The following is a 17750-nucleotide window of genomic DNA, read 5'->3' on the forward strand; positions in this document are numbered from 1 at the left end:
CCAATGAAATAATCCTTATTCCCTTGCTGGTATTCATTGCAAATAACCCTTCATGGTTTCCACATTTCTGCCAGAGCGTCATTGCATTGTATTGATTTTCTTCAATCCTGGACAAAGGAAAGATATCATTCTTACAGTCTTTACAATCAAATATATAAGTCTCTCCTGCTCTGGCTGCTATTACATCAAAAGGCTGTCCATTCTTGTTATCCTGTAACTTATGTACCCAGAAACCATGTTTTGAAAGAGTCTGTACAAATGAATGCTCAAAATCTGTTCCAGCTTTTTTATTATTTAATTTCAAGATGCCTCCTATTGAGTTCCCCCAGTTCCCAATATTTTTTCTTTTGGGGTACCAATTGGGGAACCGATAAAATATAGTAAAATCAATGGGTTGCGGTACTGGTTCCCCCGGTTCCCCACATTTTTAACTTTTCTATATAAAGGTTAGTGTGTGTATGTATTTATTGACACACACCCAGAGTATTATAGACGTGCATTTCCTTGGGAACTTGGGAACTGGGAACCGCTGTTAATTCAAATGGTAATTCCATCTGTTCATTAACCGGTACAAATTCAGTATTTTCAATGACTCCTCACTTTCTTCGTCATTCATTTTATGACATTGAATCTTGATTTTTTACCGTTAACCTTCTTGCTTTTCTCCATTCTGGTTCCCCCACGATCATTATCTTTTAATAATAGACCGTTCCGATCCGCCCAGGTAAGAAAAGATTTACTGGAGAAGTTGCCCCTATCGCACATACTTTTAAAGACATTTGGCTCTATGTATACATATCCACGCTCAATAAATCCCCATACTTCACCTTTATAGCTGCCATATATGTCTGGGACGAAATTATTGTGATGAATTGCTATATCCGACATGATAAAACTATAGGCCCGCTCTTCCTCTGATACCTCTTCTTTATTTTTTAGAATATTAAAGCATGTATCAAAATCAAGATACCTGTCATCCTCAAAGATTTGCTCTGTTGCAATTTTGTCAGCTGTAAGAAGAATAGACATAGGTAAGATCTGTTTATCCTCTTTTTCAATTCCCAGCTCTATGGCCTTTGCATAAATACGATCCTGGAAATTTTTCTGTATAGCCTTTAGCTCCTTTGGGTCCATGTCGGTTATAATTTCTATAAACTCTTTGCCAGCATAACCATAATGTTCTTTTACGGTACTTACCACGGCAGCTGACTCTGATATGTTGCCAAAGATACTTCCTTCTTCGCTTTCAAATTCGATTATTCGATTGATGGCTCCTCCTTGCATCGTTTCGCTGATTAAAGAGCGTTCCGAGTTCGTAAGGATAACATTCTTCCAGTATCTCTGTCTCTGCAGCCCTATATTGACATTAGAACGCTCCTTACCGCCGCCGGAACATAAACTATATACATATCCAGAAAAATCGTCTTTCATTTTCTTCTGGATCTCTGAAAAATCATCAATGGCTAAAGGTAAATGATTAAGAAAGTCCAACCTTGCCTCCAGAGCTATTTCATTTGCCTTTGATTTTATCCAATACTTACCCTCTGTCGGATCCGCCCAAACCGAAGTCGCAACCATTAAAGCTACTGTTTTTCCCTTACCGGTCTTACCATGAGTGTTAATAATAAAGGGCAAAGCATTAAATTTATGTAATAAAGGACTTGCAAAAGCTCCTGCCAAATAAATCTTAGGCTCTAATCGATCACTCTGCCTAATTTTATGCATCAATTCCAGCCATTTCGTGTAGGATCCATTGCTCTGAATGCTCTTAAAAGCACCGGATAGGTTATCCTCATTATCAAAAATTACGCTCTCATCATATGGAATAAAATTATTATTGAGCCAGCCTAATTTTGAAGTAGATAACTGTTCTGGTATAGCAGAATCATTCATGCTTTCAATGTCAGCCAAATACTGTACAAGCGCCCTGGCATTCTCACTGGTGACTCTGACCCCATATTTTGATAATCCAGTAATCCGGTTACTGGAGGACATGACTTCTTTATCTACGATGATTTCTTTCCACCGGTTTCGGACTTTAAAAGCAAGTATCGTTTTAATATATCCGGTCTCTGCATTGATCAGCGATTTTACTGGTAGAATGGGATGGCTGCAGGCTGTCTTTTCTCCAAAGTTCGTAAGAATGGTAATGCCTTCTTCGTTCGCGGTCCAGCCACCGGCATACATTTGAGGATACTCCCCTTCAAAGTCCGTATAATTACCTCCGATTTTAAGTGTAAAGCTACGTTTAGATTTAGCAAAAGCCTTGTACTTTATATCAAATAACTGCTTTACTCCAAGCGACTTTGCTTTGGCCATAAGATCAACTGTAAGCGTTGCATGCAGAATCGGATCTTTTTCTTCATAGAGTTCAAAGAAAATTTCATCATTTAGGATAGTCTCTTTATTAAGTTCTGCTATATTAATCATTTATCCAACTCCAATACAGTTTCTAATAGGTATTCCTGATACTGCAATTTATTAACACAGGAGCACCAAAGGTCCGAAAATGGATGTTCAGCAGCAATTATATTGCGATAAGCTGTAATATGTAACTGAATGCTGCGCATCCTCATGGCATTCGAATGCCTTACTTGTTCTGCTTCATTCCTTGCTTTTCTTGCCTTATTTGCAATTACAGTAGTCCGCCAAGACGGCTTATCAGCGCCTCCAAGCAATTCAAAAGCTGTACGGAAATTACACCCATTCAGATGCATTTCCATATCAAAGATATCTCCTTTGGCTCCGCAACCAAAACAATAAAATGAATCATTATATATCTTCATGGAAGCAGTTTTTTCAATATGGAACGGGCATGATATAAACCCGTTCCTATTTACAATAAGTCCGTTACGATGCAGAACTTCCTTCATTGTAACCGTTGCTTTTAGCTCATCCCTGGTCAAATAATCACCCCTAAGACATAAATGGTAGTTCTTCTTCCAGCCCATTTGGAATATTCATAAATCCATCGCCTATAGTACTTGGAGTGTATCCGGGACCATAACCATTATCCTGGCTTTCAGGAAGAAGCTTATCTTCAGGAATATCCACACCATTGCGAATTGATTCTATGCTGCGGAACTGAACACATTTTGTAGCGAACTTTTTTTCACAATAAGAATTCAAATACTGCTCGCGGCCAAAAACACCGCCGATAAGCTTTCCTTTAAAGCAGGCAGCAAAATTGTTTCCCCATGCAACCTTAAAGCCAGAATTTGAGTTTTCGGCAGATGTTATAAAGGTTTTAAATCCCTTACTTGTGTTTCCATCGTTATCCTTAACGAGCTGATAAACAACACATCCCCACTTCTTGTTTTCCCTGGTATCAGATTTGTACTGCTGTGCAAAGTAATCCTTCTGATCACCTTCTGCAATATCAAGGCTGATTTCCAGCATTTCTTTACCAGCCTTTGATGTAGTTTCCTTTACCTGCATTATCTTGCAGATATGCCCTCCAAGCTTCAGGGGAATAAAATCCCCATAAGCCTGGACATTATCATAATCATTTGGTTTCTGCATTATTTGTATCCTCCTTGTCAAGTTCGTAATATTCCCTAATAGAATCATCTACGAATTTTAAATCATTATCTATTTCCAGTGTTTCAAACATTCCCATAGGGGATTTGCTTACTGCCCCGGCATCTGATTGTGTAATGAATTTATGAACATTATTTTCACTTACACATCTTAGGACGATTGTAAACATTCCCTCTACGCACACCTTTTCATCCAGAAGCTTTCCAATGGTTTTAGGCCGGATATCTCCGAAGTCGTTTATATCCTCATGCATAATAAAATAAACTATTCTGTCTGCCGGCAGTTTCCGGATAACAAACTGAATCAAGTTCCAGAAGTAATCCCCCAAGTCGTTGTAGAGGCTAAATACTGCATTTCCTCCCCCAGTCGAACTGTGCTTGCTCATAAAATGGTTGGTAATGAGGTAGCCAGCATCATCAATTACAAAGCTCTTGAAAGCCTTATTAAACAACTGCTTCATGATTTGCTGGTAATCATCTGTAACCACCTTAGGAATCTTTGATTTAAAGGGAAGTGGTTTACCAAGAACATTAATCAGGGCTAAACCTTCATTAAAATTCCTAAGACTTGCGCTTTTTCCACTGCCCGACTTCCCTATAATTAATACAGGTAATCCCATTATTTATTCGCCTCCTGTTCAAAGTCGATGGCAGAAAGTACTGCTATCAAGGTGTTGTCGGTTTTAGCAGCCTCACCAAGCAGTAATAAAGTTGTGGTAGCATTTCGCCAGAAGAACATACCCTGACTCATACCCGTACAGGGTCCTGCCGGCAGGCTCTCCTGGTCATAATCAATCTCACTAAGATCAATCAGATTCATAAGATTCATATCCATCAGAATAAGTCTTTTGTCAGCATTAACCTGTAACAAGCTATATAAACTGTGCTTCTTGTCCAATAACACATCAGTGACAGTTACGGGATATTTTGCTTCACGCTGAAGGATATTTATATGGGCATGGTTGTGTATATCCATTTCAAGCTGTGGCATTGGACGCTCTTTGCTTACTGAGAATAACGTCCCTTCTTCCGGAAGTGTACCAGCCAGCTCCATAATAACGGCTTTGACTTTATTCGGAATAAAGTTTACATCAAGCCAAACACCCCATTTACCCCCAAAAATCACATATCCTTCATCAATATAACCAATCCGGACACCACCGCCCTTATAGGCAGTGGTCATAAGCTTTCTTAAATGTGATGAATTAATAAACATATGTACCTCCTTAATAAAAATCTTCATCGTCAGATTCAGCTATTGGAGTTTTGCTTATAGCTGAACATAACTTGTTAATAGTCTGTTTGTCAGGTGTGAATCCATATCTCTGATACCGCAACATTCTCTCAAATGTTGATTTCGGGTAAGGGATTTGATCATCAATAATTAATAATTTTAGAAATAGATGTTCAAAGAAGTTATCATCATAAACAGCAGTATATTCTTCTTTGTCCTCCCCTTCTCCAAATGGAAAATCACTGGAGTGGATTATCTCTTTGAAGTATGCAAATTTGGTTATGGTAAAATCAAACTGATTCAGGATCTCTTCTGGTGAACCAAAAATTTTATGACATAACTCAATTGAGAACCCTTGCTTTATAGCTTTATAAGCTTTTACATTATCATTTTGATAAAATAATTCGTAATCTGGGTTATGATTAAAACAACCAACCGCGTCGTCATAGTCTTTTTGATTCCTAAAATAAATATCTATATCCTTTACCGGTTTTCCATTCAGTAGGTCTTTAAAACACCCTCCAGCAGCAAAACCTTTGTGCCCATTTAATAATTGATCAAGCATATGTAAGGCTTTAAGTTTTTTAGTGCAGTGCCTATGCAGCATATGTACCTCCTAACGTATACGCAGGCTTTCGCCTCGTGGTTCAAGATGTGCCCAGGCAACCTTCTGTTTTTCAAGCAGCTCTCTGATTTTCTCGTTGTTTGGTAATGGATCCTGTGGAATAAGATACTCAGCCGGAATGGTATTAACATCTAAGGCATCAATCTTAAGCGGCTGCTTACCACCGTTTTTCTGGATGCCAAAACTAAATAAAGTAGTCTTGAACTTGGTTTTGCCAATCTGCTTCATATTAGCTTCAAGAGTGTCTTTAAGAGACTGCGCTCTGTTCTCAAAGGTATTCAGCCTAGAACGTAAACGGTCTATTTCAGTCTGTATTGTATCCGCATCATACTTAAGAGTTTTATAAAGCTTGGCATATCCGTCTGCTTTATCCTCAAATTCCCCCTCTATAGACTCAAGGGTATCTAATATAGTCTGCTCGTCCATTTCCTCATCGTAGAGCATATTTAGAACGGCATCATAATTCTCTGTTATCTGGTATAAACTGCTCATTATCTTCCTCCTGTTCTTTTTTAGATAACTGCACTTCACGGATTAAGAACTGGTCATAATTATCAGGAACATACTCCATCAGACCAGCGCCTCCTGTTTAATGGCAGCACTAACTTTCTCCGCACACTTACGGCAGAGCTTATGTCCATCCACCTCAATCAGATCTTCTGTCTCCTCACACCATTCACAACCAAACTTCCGGATGCAGATTATGTTTCCATCTATGGAAATGTCCATAGCTTGTCCAATACTCCAGTCATTGGTACGGCGGATTTCTTTAGGAATCGTAAATCTACCTAACTCGTCAGTACGTCTACCTCTTCCCTTACTTAGCTTTAATACTCCATTTTCAAAGGTCATATCAAGGTAATCTCTGTTTTCAATACCTGCAGCTCTTCTAATCTCTATCGGGATAACGATTCTTCCCACTTCATCAATTTTTCTTACATATTGCATACTTGCATTCCTCCTAGTTCTGCCTTATAATAAGGCTATGGTTTATTTGTTATCTGGACCTTTCGGTATTCGCAGTACCAAGGGTCCTTTTTTCTTGCAGCTCCTTAATTCTCTCTGAAAGCCTTATCTGCCTTGTAAGCAATCGACCGTAATCCGGATATTCGATTTCTTGTTCCTTGAGACACAATATGTAACCTTGAGCAATTCCGTGGTTATGATAAGCTTTCTTAAGTTCTAATTCCGTAGACTCTTCATTAAGGTTTTTAATTTCTTCCTGAAGACTTTCTATCTTTTTGATGATTTCTTGAATGGCTGTTTTTCTTGACCATACGACTATTTCGTTCATGGTTTCCTCCTTTCTTGTTACAATATGGGCACACATAACCTGTTTTCGGTATCTCCTGCCAAATACTTATATTCCAATAGCCTCCGCAGGTACAACAACGGGACCTCATGAGTCTGCCTCTACAACTTCCAGCTGATCTCTAAACATATCATATGTACCATCGGTATTAAGATTTATGTCGCCTACCGGAGCAGTAACATTATCAAATTTAACACTAAACACATCCCAATTAGAGCCATTGTTAAATTCTGAATTCCGCATAATTACTCCAACGATACCTTTTTTTAACCAGGTTCTCTCTTCATATCCCGGCCTGATAACCTTAACCTTTTCTCCTATTTTCATAGTTGCTCTTCCTCCTTTCCCAAGATTTTATATGTAACGGCCTATATAGCCATATACAACTAATTTTCCTTGATGAATCCTATGACTTGTCCGTCATTTATAACAGTTGCTTTGCCTTTCTTTTCATAATTATCCAGGCAATCTTCTATAGTAACCGTTTCACTGTTCAAGTTTTTTCCTCCTTTATTCTTGTTTTAGTTCCATTTTTCTCCTATAATATAAGTACCGGCTGGCACCGGAATATACTATGAAAGGAGAATGCTCCTTATGAAGTTTAATCCTGATTGTGTTCGTGACATATTGCTTACTGCGGAAGAAAACACAGGCTACCATAAAGAAATGGTGTACGAATCACCTGGTGATTTTTCTTTACTGTCTAAGTATAATCATGATGAAATTATGTATCACTTATCACAATGTAAAGACAGTGGCTTGATTGACGGAATTGAAAATATATGGGGTGAATTTAAGATTAATGATCTTACTCCCCTGGGCCATGATGTCATTGCCAAAATAAGAGAAGATAAAACTTGGAAGAAAATATTAAAAGGCACAATTTCTTCAATCCCTACTCTTATAACAATTGCAGCTGAGGTATATTCCGCTCTACCACATAATTAGTAATCATCCTGGCCATTCCTTTTATAGGACTGGTCAGATTTCTTTTCTCCCTTGCTGTCATATTCTACAAAATGAACTGTAGTATCTACATCAGCTTGAATTGACCAACTTCCTGGTATGCAAGTAATACGGAATCCTGTACAATCTTTACCGAATTCTTTTCCATTAATCTTGAAAATCTTCTTCTCAACATCAACTTCAATTGTTTTTAGCTCCTGCGGAATAATTAATTGCTCTTGTCTTTTCATTCTCTCACCTCCTTTAATCCTTCTTTTCATTGGATCCACCGCCGACTAACAAAGGTATTAGTAAGGCAATTAACGGCCATGCAGACCCTGTTGTAATAACTGTCACTGTAACGGCCAATGAAACTCCCAGCCATGCAGCCCCCTGGACCTTATATGTATTGTCTTGTTTAAACATGCGTTTCTCCTTTCACTTTGAAGCTTGTCCCTCGTATACCGCCTAAGCGGTTTTATCATCAGATAATCGTTCTTTTACTCCGCTGTAATACTGTCTGGCAGCTATAGCACCACACCTTTTTAGAATTTTTTTCTGTTCCTCTGGTGATACAATAAAGTCATCCTTAATAATAATATGGGTATTCCCGTCATAATAATCCTTCACCACTGCCATATCTTATCACCTCCCATGCTATATCTTATGTGTACCTGGTTGTACTTCTTGACGGGTATTACCCTGTTTTCTTGTTATTTAATCCATTGTAAATACTCTGGCTCACTGATAAATCCATACCATATTTATCTGTTAAGCTCATGAGATTTACTGTGTCCTCCAGAATTGGTTGCCTGTCCACTAACATTTCAGGAGTCATGCTATCCTTCTTGATCATCTTAGGGTAACCATACATATTGGAAACTGCTTTATTGGCTATGGTATTTGCCTTGATGAAATCTACCTGTACCGGTTTCCTTAATGCCTGATTGAGTTTTCCCATTGCTTCTTTCTGATGTTCTTTGTCTAGCATCCGGAATACCTGGAATCCTTCAATACCAGAGGACTGACGGAGACTTTTTAGCATTTCATAAACCCACCGTTTAAACTCTTTAGCCTCTTTCTTCCGGCTTTCAAATACGGCTTCATAAATGCCATATTCATTTACAATAAGCATTATCTGCGGACCACCAGTAGTAGGAAGGGTGTCCTTTGAAACGACATCCTTTGGGAGTCTTTCATTTATCCTTTTGGCTGCTAAATCGAGCGCTGCCGCTACATCAGCAAGAACTGCCCACCATTCCCCATCCTTTTCTACAAAGCGGATTTTATGGTTTGACCAGAGTTCCGTTTTTATTTTCAATTTGCTCCCTCCTGAATAGTCCTACATTTAGTTTCGAACGCTTTTATATCGTCATCACTCACGCGATATTCCCTGCCTATTTTTAATGCAGGAAGTTTCTTTTTACGAATCCAATCCCAGACCGTTATTACCTGGACAGAATATCGTTCAGCAACTTCATCACAGGAATACAATTTTCCCATAAAATTACTCTCCTTTCTTAAAAAATACTTGCTTATACCTCGGTTTAGTGATATACTATGTTTGCCAAACGAGTTATATCATCAAACCGAACTATAGTTGCGATTAATCTATTTGTTAGCTCATTATCACGAGCTATGCTTGAAGTATAGCACAGCATACCGAGCTAGTCAATAGTTTATTTCGTGTTGCCGAGATTTTTTTTTAGAGAGGAACCTTTATGTACGAAATATTCGAAAAGCTATGCGCTAAGCGCGGTATTACACCTTATAAATTCTGTAAGGATTCGGGCGTGAACTCATCCACTATAAGTACTTGGAAGAAAAATGAATCACTAGCAAGACCCGATTTAGCTAAAAAAGTATGCGACTATTTTGGCATAACATTGGACTACTTAATGGGAAGTAGTTTCGTTGAAGAGATGGGACACGTAATTCAAGAAGAACGAATTAATCAGGGGATTTCACAGGGAGAGCTGGCCCAACTCGTCGGAATTCCTGATACAGACTTATATAATTACGAAGTCTTAGACGAACCTATCAGAGAAGATATATTTGATGACATAGCATCTGCACTAGGTACTGATTATTTTACCCTGTTAGCAAAATACGATTTGTATGATGACTATATCCCCCCTCAATTTGATGGGGATATTGCAAAGTTTGAGGCTTTTAAAAAAGCGCGCGATAAAGATGCTATGAATGAAGATCTATCTAAAGTTGTTGCTAAGAATGATACCGAGCGTAGGCTGATAATGCTCTGTAGAAAAGCTGGAGATGTATCTGATGATGATAAAGACGATATCGTAAATTTATTCGAATCCACTATAGACTTATATCTTAAGGCTAAAGGAATAAAAAAGGAGTAAGTATTGAGAAAACCTGACTTCGCAAGATGCACAAAAGAAGCTACTAAGCTATTACATAAGCAGGATATATCAAATCGTATATTAAATATACGTAATTTAAATTATGATAAGAATATTTTATTTGATTCTATTCAGAACTATAGTGACTTGACAAATACTCCTCTATCACGTTTTGTATCCTCTGAAAACCAAGCACTGCGAGATGGATGTACTATATATGATAATAAAGCTAATTATTATATAGTTCTGTATAATGATGATATTAGACATTCAAAACATCGAAACTGGACACTCGCTCATGAAATTGGGCACATATATTTGGGGCATACATACGACGGAGATATCGAAGAAATCGAAGCTCATTTTTTTGCATCTCAGCTCTTCATGCCTGATTACACCCTATATATGACTGCGAGTCAGCATAGAAGAATTACCGCTGAGGATATAGTAGAAATATTTGGTGTTTCTATTAGTGCTGCTGAGAAACGTATTAAAACAATGAATAGAATGTATGGAGTTTCCGTATATGAGAAATCTCACGAAATATGGTTGGCCCAAAAAGAACGTATTGATATCTATTATGAATGTAAAAGAAAAGGGTTAGAATATAGAAATGTTCTAGAGTTACTATTATGTCAGAAAAAATACATAAATCAACCGTTTTGTATAGACTCATTAAGATAATCAAGGGGGAGAAATTAATATGCAAAATTATGTGATGTATCTAAGGAAATCCAGAGCAGACGTTGAAGCTGAATCACATGGAGAGGGCGAAACTCTTCTTCGACACGAAAAGATGTTACTTGAATTGTCAAAAAAAATGAAGTTGAATATAACAAAGATATACCGTGAAATTGTATCCGGAGATTCTATTGCCTCTCGTCCAGATATGCAAAAGTTACTGTCTGAGGTTGAATCTGGAATCTGGGCCGGCGTACTTGTAGTAGAGGTGGAGCGATTGGCTCGTGGAGATACCATTGACCAGGGTATTGTTGCACAGGCATTTAAAGTTTCTAACACAAAGATTATTACCCCTCTTAAGACCTATGATCCAAATAATGAATTCGATGAAGAATACTTTGAGTTTGGTTTATTCATGTCGCGCCGAGAATATAAGACCATTAACCGCAGACTTCAAGGAGGACGCGTAGCCGCCGCAAAAGAAGGCAAATTTGTAGGATCAAGACCAGCTTATGGGTATAAAATAGCAAAGATACTAGGGGATAAAGGAAATACTCTGGAAGTCATTCCTGAACAAGCCAATATCGTAAAGCTGATATTTTCACTATACACAGAAGGAATAATAGATGAATTCGATGAGAAAAGACGTTTAGGTATAGAACAGATAGCTCGAACACTAAACGAGATGCATATACCTCCTTCAAGAAAAGACTATTGGGTAAAATCCACAATACGAGACATATTAATTAACCCAGTATACGCAGGTAAAATAAGGTGGAATTGGCGTGCAAACCAAAAACAAATAATTAACGGAGAGCCGGTAGTTAGCCGCCCCCGGAATGAAGAATATGTACTTGTGAATGGATTACATGAAGCAATTGTAAGTGAAGAAGTGTTCGCTAGAGCGCAAGAATTTATTGCTATGGCCCCTCCTGCACCCGTTGGATATAAAAATCAGATAAAAAACCCATTCGCAGGAATTATTGTCTGCGGGATATGCGGTCGTAAAACAGTTCTTCGAAAAGGTTCAACGGTTGGAAATCATAGAAAAAAAGATTATATCGTTTGTCATGCAAGAGGTTGCAAAAATGTAGGATCAGCATTTAATTACATTGAAGATAAGATACTTGGCACCATAAAATCTTGGTACGATCGATATACAGTAGAATTGGATCAGCAAAAAATAGAACCTGATATAAATCGAACTGTTATAGAAAAATCCTTGAAATCAATAAATGAAGAAATAGCTACGTTGAACAAGCAGCAGATAAACATTTTTGATCTCTTGGAGCAAGGAGTGTATTCCACTGAACAGTTTCTGGAAAGATCGCAAAACTTATCAGAACGAATAAATAGTGCTAATGAATCAAAGATATCAATAGAATCTAAACTTTCCCGATATATTGAAATGGAGACTGCATCAAATCAATTAATGCCAAAAATAAGACATCTTCTTGATGTTTATGAATCTTTGCCAAGTGCAGCGCAAAAGAATGAATTGCTTAAGGAGATTGTAGAAAAAATTGAATATACCAAGGACAAAGCTGGATCACCTGAAGACTTCCAAATCGTGATGTATCCAAAGCTTCCTGTAAAGATTAATTAAATTATGTCTATGGCTGTTATCTTGTATGTGCGGATGAAATCTTTGGCGGATACCCCTGGTTCCACAGCAAAGAAGCCTTTGAAACTGCAGCCTTCCCCTGGTCCAGAAATATCGAGCCCAGAAAACAGCTCTTACAGGATGACCTGCTTCAACTATTAAATCTGGAGGATTATATCAATAAGACCTATGAAGCCTCCGTTGCAGAAACACCAAGACTCTCATCAGATAATGCAGAGGAAAGCAGACGAAGGGAAATCTCATATCTAAATATAAAATGGTTTATGGCAACACTGCTGGATCGTATGGACAGAACCAGTATGTTCTCTGGTTTGGAGGCCAGAGTCCCTCTTGCGGATCATCGAATACTGGATTATGTGTGGAATGTGCCCTGGGACATAAAATGCAAAGACGGTGTAGTAAAGCATCTGCTGCGCGAAGCCGCCAAAGGACTGCTGCCGGATGAGGTATTATACCGCAGAAAGAGTCCTTATCCCAAAACCTACAATCCCCATTATGAAGCAATTCTTGCAGAAAGATTAACGGAAGTACTGAATAATCCCTCCTCTCCGGTTAACCGGCTTATTGACAGAAAGAAAGTGGAGGCTTTCCTTTCGACCCCTTCTGATTATGGTAAACCCTGGTTTGGTCAATTAATGGCTGGCCCTCAGATGCTGGCTTACTTACTGCAGATAAATTACTGGCTTGATAAGTATAAAATCGAACTTGAAATCTGAGCTTTATAAATTCAATTAAGTTAGTAAGTACCCTCCTAAACCCCAGGAATTAAATAAGCTTTGCACTTCAAGTACTTCAACAGCTCAAATACTGCCTAAATTATCCGTACAGGTATAATAAAATACCCTGCAGGCCGGACATTTTTATGAAAACTGTTCCAGCTTACAGGGTATTCTTTTTTCTCTCAATTTCTATCTATAGCCTGTTATGGCTATATCCTTATCTTAACTATTTAATTTTAAAGAAACCAACATGTTCATTTAATTTTGCTGCACTTTCTTCATTCAGCTTCGCCTGCTGCAGTACCTCTGAAGTCTTCTCTGCTATGGAGGAGGATTTTTCTGCAATATCTGTTGCTCCCTTCGCTCCTTCATTTGTAGCTAAGGTCACTTCATCAATAGCTGTTTTTATATATTGAATGGATTCCTTTAAAATCTGAGTGGAGTCTTTTATTTCAGCTACCATAGCCTTTACAGTACCGGCATCAACATCATACTGCTCACCTATACGAACAGTATTTTCATAATCCTTAATTACCTGATTATCAACAAAGGACAGTATATTCTGAGAGTCAACAACCAGTTCATTTACGGCATCAGCAACTAAGGTTGTAATATTTTCAATCTTAGATACAGCAGATTTTGAATCTTCTGCCAATATACGTATCTGTTCGGCAACTACCGCAAACCCTTTTCCAGCCTCCCCTGCTCTTGCTGATTCAATAGAGGCATTCAATGCCAGCAGGTTCGTCTGTGACGTTATGGATAGTATGGTTTGAGACAAGGATTTGATTTCTTCAATGGCTTTCGTTTTTTCTATGGACTGGCGCAGCCTCTTATTAGCACCTTCATAGGCAGTTACTGCTGTTTGCTGGGAAGACAGGGCAGCTTGCTTTAGATCGTCTGCTCTTCCTTTGATCTCGTTTGACAGGGTTATTCCATTGTCTAACTTTCCTGCAACGTTTGATATCTCCTTCTCTATTTCTGTAGCAGTATAGCCAATTTCCTGAACAGAAGCTGCTGTTTCTTCCATTCCTGCTGAAAGTTCTTCTGTCGTAGCGGAGATATTTTCAATATCTTCATATACATTATTTGAACTTGCCACCATATAGTCAATTGATTCTTTTATTTTACTGCTCTCAGTATGAATACTCTCCATCATTCGGCTGATATTTTTCTGCATTTGCAAAAAGGATCTGTTAATATCACCGGACTCATCTCTTCTAAGAATCTGTTTGCCTGAAAAGATACCGGTCAGATCACCGTTCTCAATTCTTGCCATGCTCTCTTTGATCTTAACAAATCCTTTGGATATGATTTCTCCAAGTACATAGGATACGATTAATCCCAGAACCAGCATTACTCCCAGGATAGCCAGGATATGAATTGATTTCTGTAATATATGTTCATTGAGATCCTGTGCAAATACACCACAGTACCACATTCCTACTACCTGATTGTTTTCATCATATAAAGGCACATAATAGGCATAGGCTTTTTTCTCTAATACCAGGGCTTCCCCTTTATATTCCGTATTTTCTCTTATAACCTTTTGTGCTACATTATCAGAAGCCTTGGTACCTACTACCCTGTTGCCGTTCTTATCGGTTATGGTGGTGGTCACCCTTGTGTCTCCTGCAAAAACCGTGTACATATTATCTGTCTTTCCGGAGATTGCATCCAGTATTTCCGTGTTGTCATTCATAAGGGTTTCCCCTTTATAAAGGTCATCTCCCTCCACATGCCAGTTACCGGAGATCTTACTGTCCAGAAGCATCAAGCCCAGGGCAGAGTTACCTGACAGTTTATCATAAATCTCTTCTACTATTACATCTTTTACGGTCATTCGAAAAAACACACCGACAAAAATAATAAAACTTAGTAATACTGCTGCAGAAGCAACTGATATTTTATATCGTATCTTCATAGTTAATTTGCGCGGATTGACAGCGCTTATCCTTTCAAAAGTTCGTAGTAACTATCTCATTATACCTTTTTATTTTTGACAAAACAATCCTAAAAATGATAAAACCAGCCGGAATATTCAGGAAATATTCCGGCTGGTTCTACAAAATATTTATGAAATTAATCTTGCGTTTTAGAATACAGGTACTACAGCACCCTGCCACTGCTCTTCAATGAACTTCTTGGTTTCTTCTGATGTAACTGCTTTTATTAACGCTTTGGTCTTATCAGATTCTTCATTGCCTTCTTTTACAACGATTACGTTTGCATAAGTCTTGGCAGCATCTGAAGAAGCATCCTCAACTAAAAGTGCATCTTTTGCGGCAGAAAGGCCTTCTGTCAGAGCATAGTTACCATTGATAACGGATAAATCAACATCCTGAAGTACTTTCGCTGTCTGAGCTGCTTCAATTTCATAGAACTGTAAGTTCTTAGGATTCTCTGTAATATCTTTAACGGTTGCTTCAAGTCCAATATTTTCTTTTAACTTGATTAGACCTGCTTTTTCTAATAATAATAAAGCTCTTGCTTCATTTGTTGTATCATTAGGAACTGCAATCTGTGCTTTATCAGGTAAAGCATCTAATGACTTTGTCTTGCCTGGATATAAACCAAGTGGTTCAAAATGAATGTTGGAAACTGCTACTAAATGTGTTCCATTTTTGGAATTGAAATCATCCAGATAAGGTACATGCTGGAAGAAGTTCGCATCAAGGCTGCCGTCTTCTGTGGCTGAATTAGGCTGAATGTAATCTGTATACTCTACTACTTTAATAGAATATCCCTGCTCAGCTAAAGCATTTTTGACTGCGTCAGAATTTAAGATGGTAGCGTGTGGCTCAACAGTTGCCCCTACGATAATTTCTGTTAACTCAGCCGGTGTAGCTTCTGCTTCTGTAGTAGGTTCTGCTGCTTCCGTTGCTTCTGCCTGGGTAGGTTCTGCTGTAGCATTATCAGAAGAGCCGGTAGTATTATTCTTTGTTCCGCAGCCTGCTAAAAGAGCTCCCGCCAGTAACAGACTTAAAGCAAATGCAGATAGTTTTTTCACTTTTTTCATAAATCAATTCTCTCCTTTTCCTCTTTTATCAATCTTCTTTGATATTGAATGCCCTATGCTCTGGATTATCTGTACCATAATTACCAGTAGTATTATGGTAACAATCATGACATCGGGCTGATATCTGTAGTAGCCATATCTTAATGCGATATCACCAAGCCCCCTGCCGCCAACGACTCCGGCCATAGCTGTGTAGCCTACTAAAGTGATGGTGGCAAGTGATGCTCCCATGATCAGGGAAGGTCTTGCTTCCGGCAGCAGCACTTTATAAATTATCTGTCTGGTGTTGGCTCCCATTGCCTTTGCTGCTTCTATAACTCCTCCATCTACTTCTCTTAAGGAACTTTCAACCATTCTGGCAACAAAAGGTGTTGCTGCTATTATTAATGGAACAGTTGCTGCTTTGGGTCCTATTGTTGTTCCTGCAATCTGCCTTGTAACCGGCATTACAAAAACCAGTAAAATGATGAAGGGGATGGATCTGCCTATATTAATGATAAAACCTAAAAACCCATTTAAAGCCGGAATGGGATAAATACCGCCCTTCCTTGTTACCTCTGTCACTATCCCGATAGGAATCCCCAGTATGTATGCAACTGCAATGGAGGTAAATGTCATGAATAAAGTCTCCAGGACACCTTGCCCTATCATTGTTCCATAATCGGTATATAAGGTTCTTAACGTATTTCCAAATTGTATGATAAAATCCTGAAATTGCATTATTCTTCCCCTCCCCCTAGTAACTGTGCAACTATTTTTGAAGAGGTATCGCCAAATACTGCCTGGGTATTACCGATTGCTACAATTTCTGACTTATCCAGTACTGCAACCTTGTTACATATCTTTTGTACCACATTCATCTCATGTGTTATCATAACAATTGTTACACCAGTCTCTTCATTTATTTTTTTCAACAGTTTTAAAATGGATTCTGTTGTTCTGCTGTCAAGTGCGGAGGTTGCTTCATCACACAACAGAATAGACGGGCTGGTGGCCAGGGCTCTGGCTATTGCTACTCTCTGTCTTTGTCCGCCGCTTAATTTAGCAGGATATTCGTATTTCTTCTCCTCTAAATCTACCAGCTTTAACAGTTCATCTACTCTGCGTTCTATTTCTTTTTTCTTTAGTGTTCTCTTCTTAAAATATCCAAGCTTCTTATAATCCTTATCAGCCATACCCGGAATCTTAAACTCATTAATACCTGTGATTTCAAGGCCAAAGGATATATTTCTTGCAACATTTTTCTGCATTAGCAGATTAAAGTTTTGAAATATCATTCCAATATTTTTTCGAAGGGAATTTAATTCTCTTCCTTTTTTTCTTGTAATCTCTACCCCATCGATTACTATGGTTCCCTTTGTCGGCCTCTCTAATAGGTTCAGACAACGGATAAATGTACTTTTTCCTGCTCCGCTCATACCGATTATTCCAAATATATCTCCATCCTCAATATCCAGACTGATATTTTTCAGAACGGTCAGCTTCTTATTCTTCGCTATGGAAAATTCTTTTGTAAGCTGTTTTACCTGAATCATACCTTCACCTTTGTAGTTGAAATTCATTTCATACTTATCTGATATGATTTATATGAATAATTTATACTACCTTTCTATAGATTTGTCAAGCGCTTTTTTTACTAATTAATCAAATTTTCATCACATGCTTTAATACTGCAAAAAGTTA

23 protein-coding genes and 2 pseudogenes are annotated in these 17750 nt (G+C 38.2%); 5 read left to right on the forward strand and 20 right to left on the reverse strand.

From position 1 onward, the window contains the following. The 11 genes and pseudogenes from BR73_RS0119645 to BR73_RS0119695 all read right to left on the reverse strand — a co-directional run. Positions 1 to 304: pseudogene (locus tag BR73_RS0119645) on the reverse strand (Holliday junction resolvase RecU); the annotation flags it as partial. 308 nt (positions 305 to 612) lie between these two features. Continuing rightward, positions 613 to 2430: a DUF927 domain-containing protein gene (locus BR73_RS26850; protein ID WP_051685420.1), complete on the reverse strand. Its 1818-nt coding sequence runs from the start codon at positions 2428 to 2430 to the stop codon at positions 613 to 615. Next, positions 2427 to 2906, reverse strand: coding sequence for a CHC2 zinc finger domain-containing protein (locus tag BR73_RS0119655; protein ID WP_033166911.1), 480 nt, complete (start codon positions 2904 to 2906; stop codon positions 2427 to 2429). The genes BR73_RS26850 and BR73_RS0119655 overlap by 4 nt, the downstream gene beginning before the upstream one ends. A 10-nt stretch (positions 2907 to 2916) precedes the next feature. After that, positions 2917 to 3522 (reverse strand): hypothetical protein, encoded by a 606-nt coding sequence (locus tag BR73_RS0119660; protein ID WP_033166912.1) that lies wholly within the window; start codon positions 3520 to 3522, stop codon positions 2917 to 2919. After that, on the reverse strand, positions 3506 to 4159 hold the full coding sequence (locus tag BR73_RS0119665) for an AAA family ATPase (protein WP_033167673.1): 654 nt from the start codon (positions 4157 to 4159) through the stop codon (positions 3506 to 3508). The genes BR73_RS0119660 and BR73_RS0119665 overlap by 17 nt, the downstream gene beginning before the upstream one ends. Further along, a complete protein-coding gene (locus tag BR73_RS0119670) occupies positions 4159 to 4755 on the reverse strand; it encodes a hypothetical protein (RefSeq protein ID WP_033167674.1) in 597 nt (198 codons plus the stop codon). Before BR73_RS0119670 ends, BR73_RS0119665 begins: the two co-directional genes overlap by 1 nt. Before the next feature lie 10 nt (positions 4756 to 4765). Beyond that, positions 4766 to 5380 (reverse strand): hypothetical protein, encoded by a 615-nt coding sequence (locus BR73_RS0119675; RefSeq protein ID WP_051685421.1) that lies wholly within the window; start codon positions 5378 to 5380, stop codon positions 4766 to 4768. Between the two features lie 9 nt (positions 5381 to 5389). Then, positions 5390 to 5890 carry a siphovirus Gp157 family protein gene (locus BR73_RS0119680; RefSeq protein WP_033167675.1) on the reverse strand — a complete coding sequence of 167 codons (501 nt, stop codon included), beginning with the start codon at positions 5888 to 5890 and terminating at the stop codon, positions 5390 to 5392. A gap of 78 nt (positions 5891 to 5968) precedes the next feature. Further along, positions 5969 to 6346: an AbrB/MazE/SpoVT family DNA-binding domain-containing protein gene (locus BR73_RS0119685; RefSeq protein WP_051685422.1), complete on the reverse strand. Its 378-nt coding sequence runs from the start codon at positions 6344 to 6346 to the stop codon at positions 5969 to 5971. A gap of 49 nt (positions 6347 to 6395) precedes the next feature. Continuing rightward, complete coding sequence (locus BR73_RS0119690) at positions 6396 to 6692, reverse strand: hypothetical protein (RefSeq protein ID WP_033167676.1); 297 nt, start codon at positions 6690 to 6692, stop codon at positions 6396 to 6398. A gap of 105 nt (positions 6693 to 6797) precedes the next feature. Then, on the reverse strand, positions 6798 to 7037 hold the full coding sequence (locus tag BR73_RS0119695; RefSeq protein ID WP_033167677.1) for a hypothetical protein: 240 nt from the start codon (positions 7035 to 7037) through the stop codon (positions 6798 to 6800). A gap of 267 nt (positions 7038 to 7304) precedes the next feature. Here BR73_RS0119695 and BR73_RS0119700 point away from each other — a divergent pair, with 267 nt between their 5' ends. Then, positions 7305 to 7658 carry a DUF2513 domain-containing protein gene (locus tag BR73_RS0119700; protein WP_033167678.1) on the forward strand — a complete coding sequence of 118 codons (354 nt, stop codon included), beginning with the start codon at positions 7305 to 7307 and terminating at the stop codon, positions 7656 to 7658. On the opposite strand, the gene BR73_RS0119705 is transcribed toward BR73_RS0119700, so the two are convergent. From BR73_RS0119705 to BR73_RS0119715, 5 genes are read right to left on the reverse strand one after another with little or no spacing between them, the layout of a single operon-like run. Then, positions 7655 to 7906, reverse strand: a complete 252-nt coding sequence (locus tag BR73_RS0119705) for a hypothetical protein (RefSeq protein WP_033167679.1) — start codon at positions 7904 to 7906, stop codon at positions 7655 to 7657. The genes BR73_RS0119700 and BR73_RS0119705 overlap by 4 nt on opposite strands. 13 nt (positions 7907 to 7919) lie before the next feature. Further along, a complete protein-coding gene (locus BR73_RS28860; protein ID WP_156034855.1) occupies positions 7920 to 8081 on the reverse strand; it encodes a hypothetical protein in 162 nt (53 codons plus the stop codon). A 42-nt stretch (positions 8082 to 8123) separates the two neighbouring features. Next, the gene (locus BR73_RS28865) at positions 8124 to 8294 is read right to left on the reverse strand and encodes a hypothetical protein (protein WP_156034857.1); all 171 of its coding nucleotides are present in this window, start codon (positions 8292 to 8294) and stop codon (positions 8124 to 8126) included. Positions 8295 to 8352: 58 nt separating this feature from the next. Then, positions 8353 to 8976, reverse strand: coding sequence for a BRO family protein (locus tag BR73_RS0119710; protein WP_207642003.1), 624 nt, complete (start codon positions 8974 to 8976; stop codon positions 8353 to 8355). After that, the gene (locus BR73_RS0119715) at positions 8973 to 9158 is read right to left on the reverse strand and encodes a helix-turn-helix domain-containing protein (RefSeq protein ID WP_033167680.1); all 186 of its coding nucleotides are present in this window, start codon (positions 9156 to 9158) and stop codon (positions 8973 to 8975) included. Before BR73_RS0119715 ends, BR73_RS0119710 begins: the two co-directional genes overlap by 4 nt. A 218-nt stretch (positions 9159 to 9376) precedes the next feature. Between BR73_RS0119715 and BR73_RS27675 the strand changes: the two genes are divergently transcribed. The 4 genes and pseudogenes from BR73_RS27675 to BR73_RS27685 all read left to right on the forward strand — a co-directional run. Then, positions 9377 to 10024 carry a helix-turn-helix transcriptional regulator gene (locus BR73_RS27675; protein ID WP_051685423.1) on the forward strand — a complete coding sequence of 216 codons (648 nt, stop codon included), beginning with the start codon at positions 9377 to 9379 and terminating at the stop codon, positions 10022 to 10024. Positions 10025 to 10027: 3 nt separating this feature from the next. Next, positions 10028 to 10708 (forward strand): ImmA/IrrE family metallo-endopeptidase, encoded by a 681-nt coding sequence (locus tag BR73_RS27680; protein ID WP_051685424.1) that lies wholly within the window; start codon positions 10028 to 10030, stop codon positions 10706 to 10708. 19 nt (positions 10709 to 10727) lie between these two features. Next, the gene (locus tag BR73_RS0119730) at positions 10728 to 12311 is read left to right on the forward strand and encodes a recombinase family protein (protein ID WP_033167681.1); all 1584 of its coding nucleotides are present in this window, start codon (positions 10728 to 10730) and stop codon (positions 12309 to 12311) included. A 26-nt stretch (positions 12312 to 12337) separates the two neighbouring features. After that, a pseudogene (locus BR73_RS27685) lies at positions 12338 to 13045 on the forward strand (asparagine synthase); the annotation flags it as partial. Positions 13046 to 13274: 229 nt separating this feature from the next. On the opposite strand, the gene BR73_RS0119740 reads toward BR73_RS27685, so the two are convergent. The 4 genes from BR73_RS0119740 to BR73_RS0119755 form a co-directional block, all read right to left on the reverse strand. Then, positions 13275 to 14972 carry a methyl-accepting chemotaxis protein gene (locus BR73_RS0119740; protein ID WP_051685426.1) on the reverse strand — a complete coding sequence of 566 codons (1698 nt, stop codon included), beginning with the start codon at positions 14970 to 14972 and terminating at the stop codon, positions 13275 to 13277. 171 nt (positions 14973 to 15143) lie between these two features. Beyond that, positions 15144 to 16067, reverse strand: a complete 924-nt coding sequence (locus BR73_RS0119745; protein ID WP_033167682.1) for a MetQ/NlpA family ABC transporter substrate-binding protein — start codon at positions 16065 to 16067, stop codon at positions 15144 to 15146. 3 nt (positions 16068 to 16070) lie between these two features. Then, positions 16071 to 16718 (reverse strand): methionine ABC transporter permease, encoded by a 648-nt coding sequence (locus BR73_RS0119750; protein WP_033168741.1) that lies wholly within the window; start codon positions 16716 to 16718, stop codon positions 16071 to 16073. Positions 16719 to 16786: 68 nt separating this feature from the next. Next, positions 16787 to 17602 (reverse strand): ATP-binding cassette domain-containing protein, encoded by an 816-nt coding sequence (locus BR73_RS0119755; protein ID WP_051685427.1) that lies wholly within the window; start codon positions 17600 to 17602, stop codon positions 16787 to 16789. Between the last annotated feature and the right edge of the window lie 148 nt (positions 17603 to 17750).

The sequence above is a fragment of the Clostridium sp. KNHs205 genome, assembly GCF_000702945.1.
Lineage (GTDB): Bacteria > Bacillota > Clostridia > Lachnospirales > Lachnospiraceae > Anaerocolumna.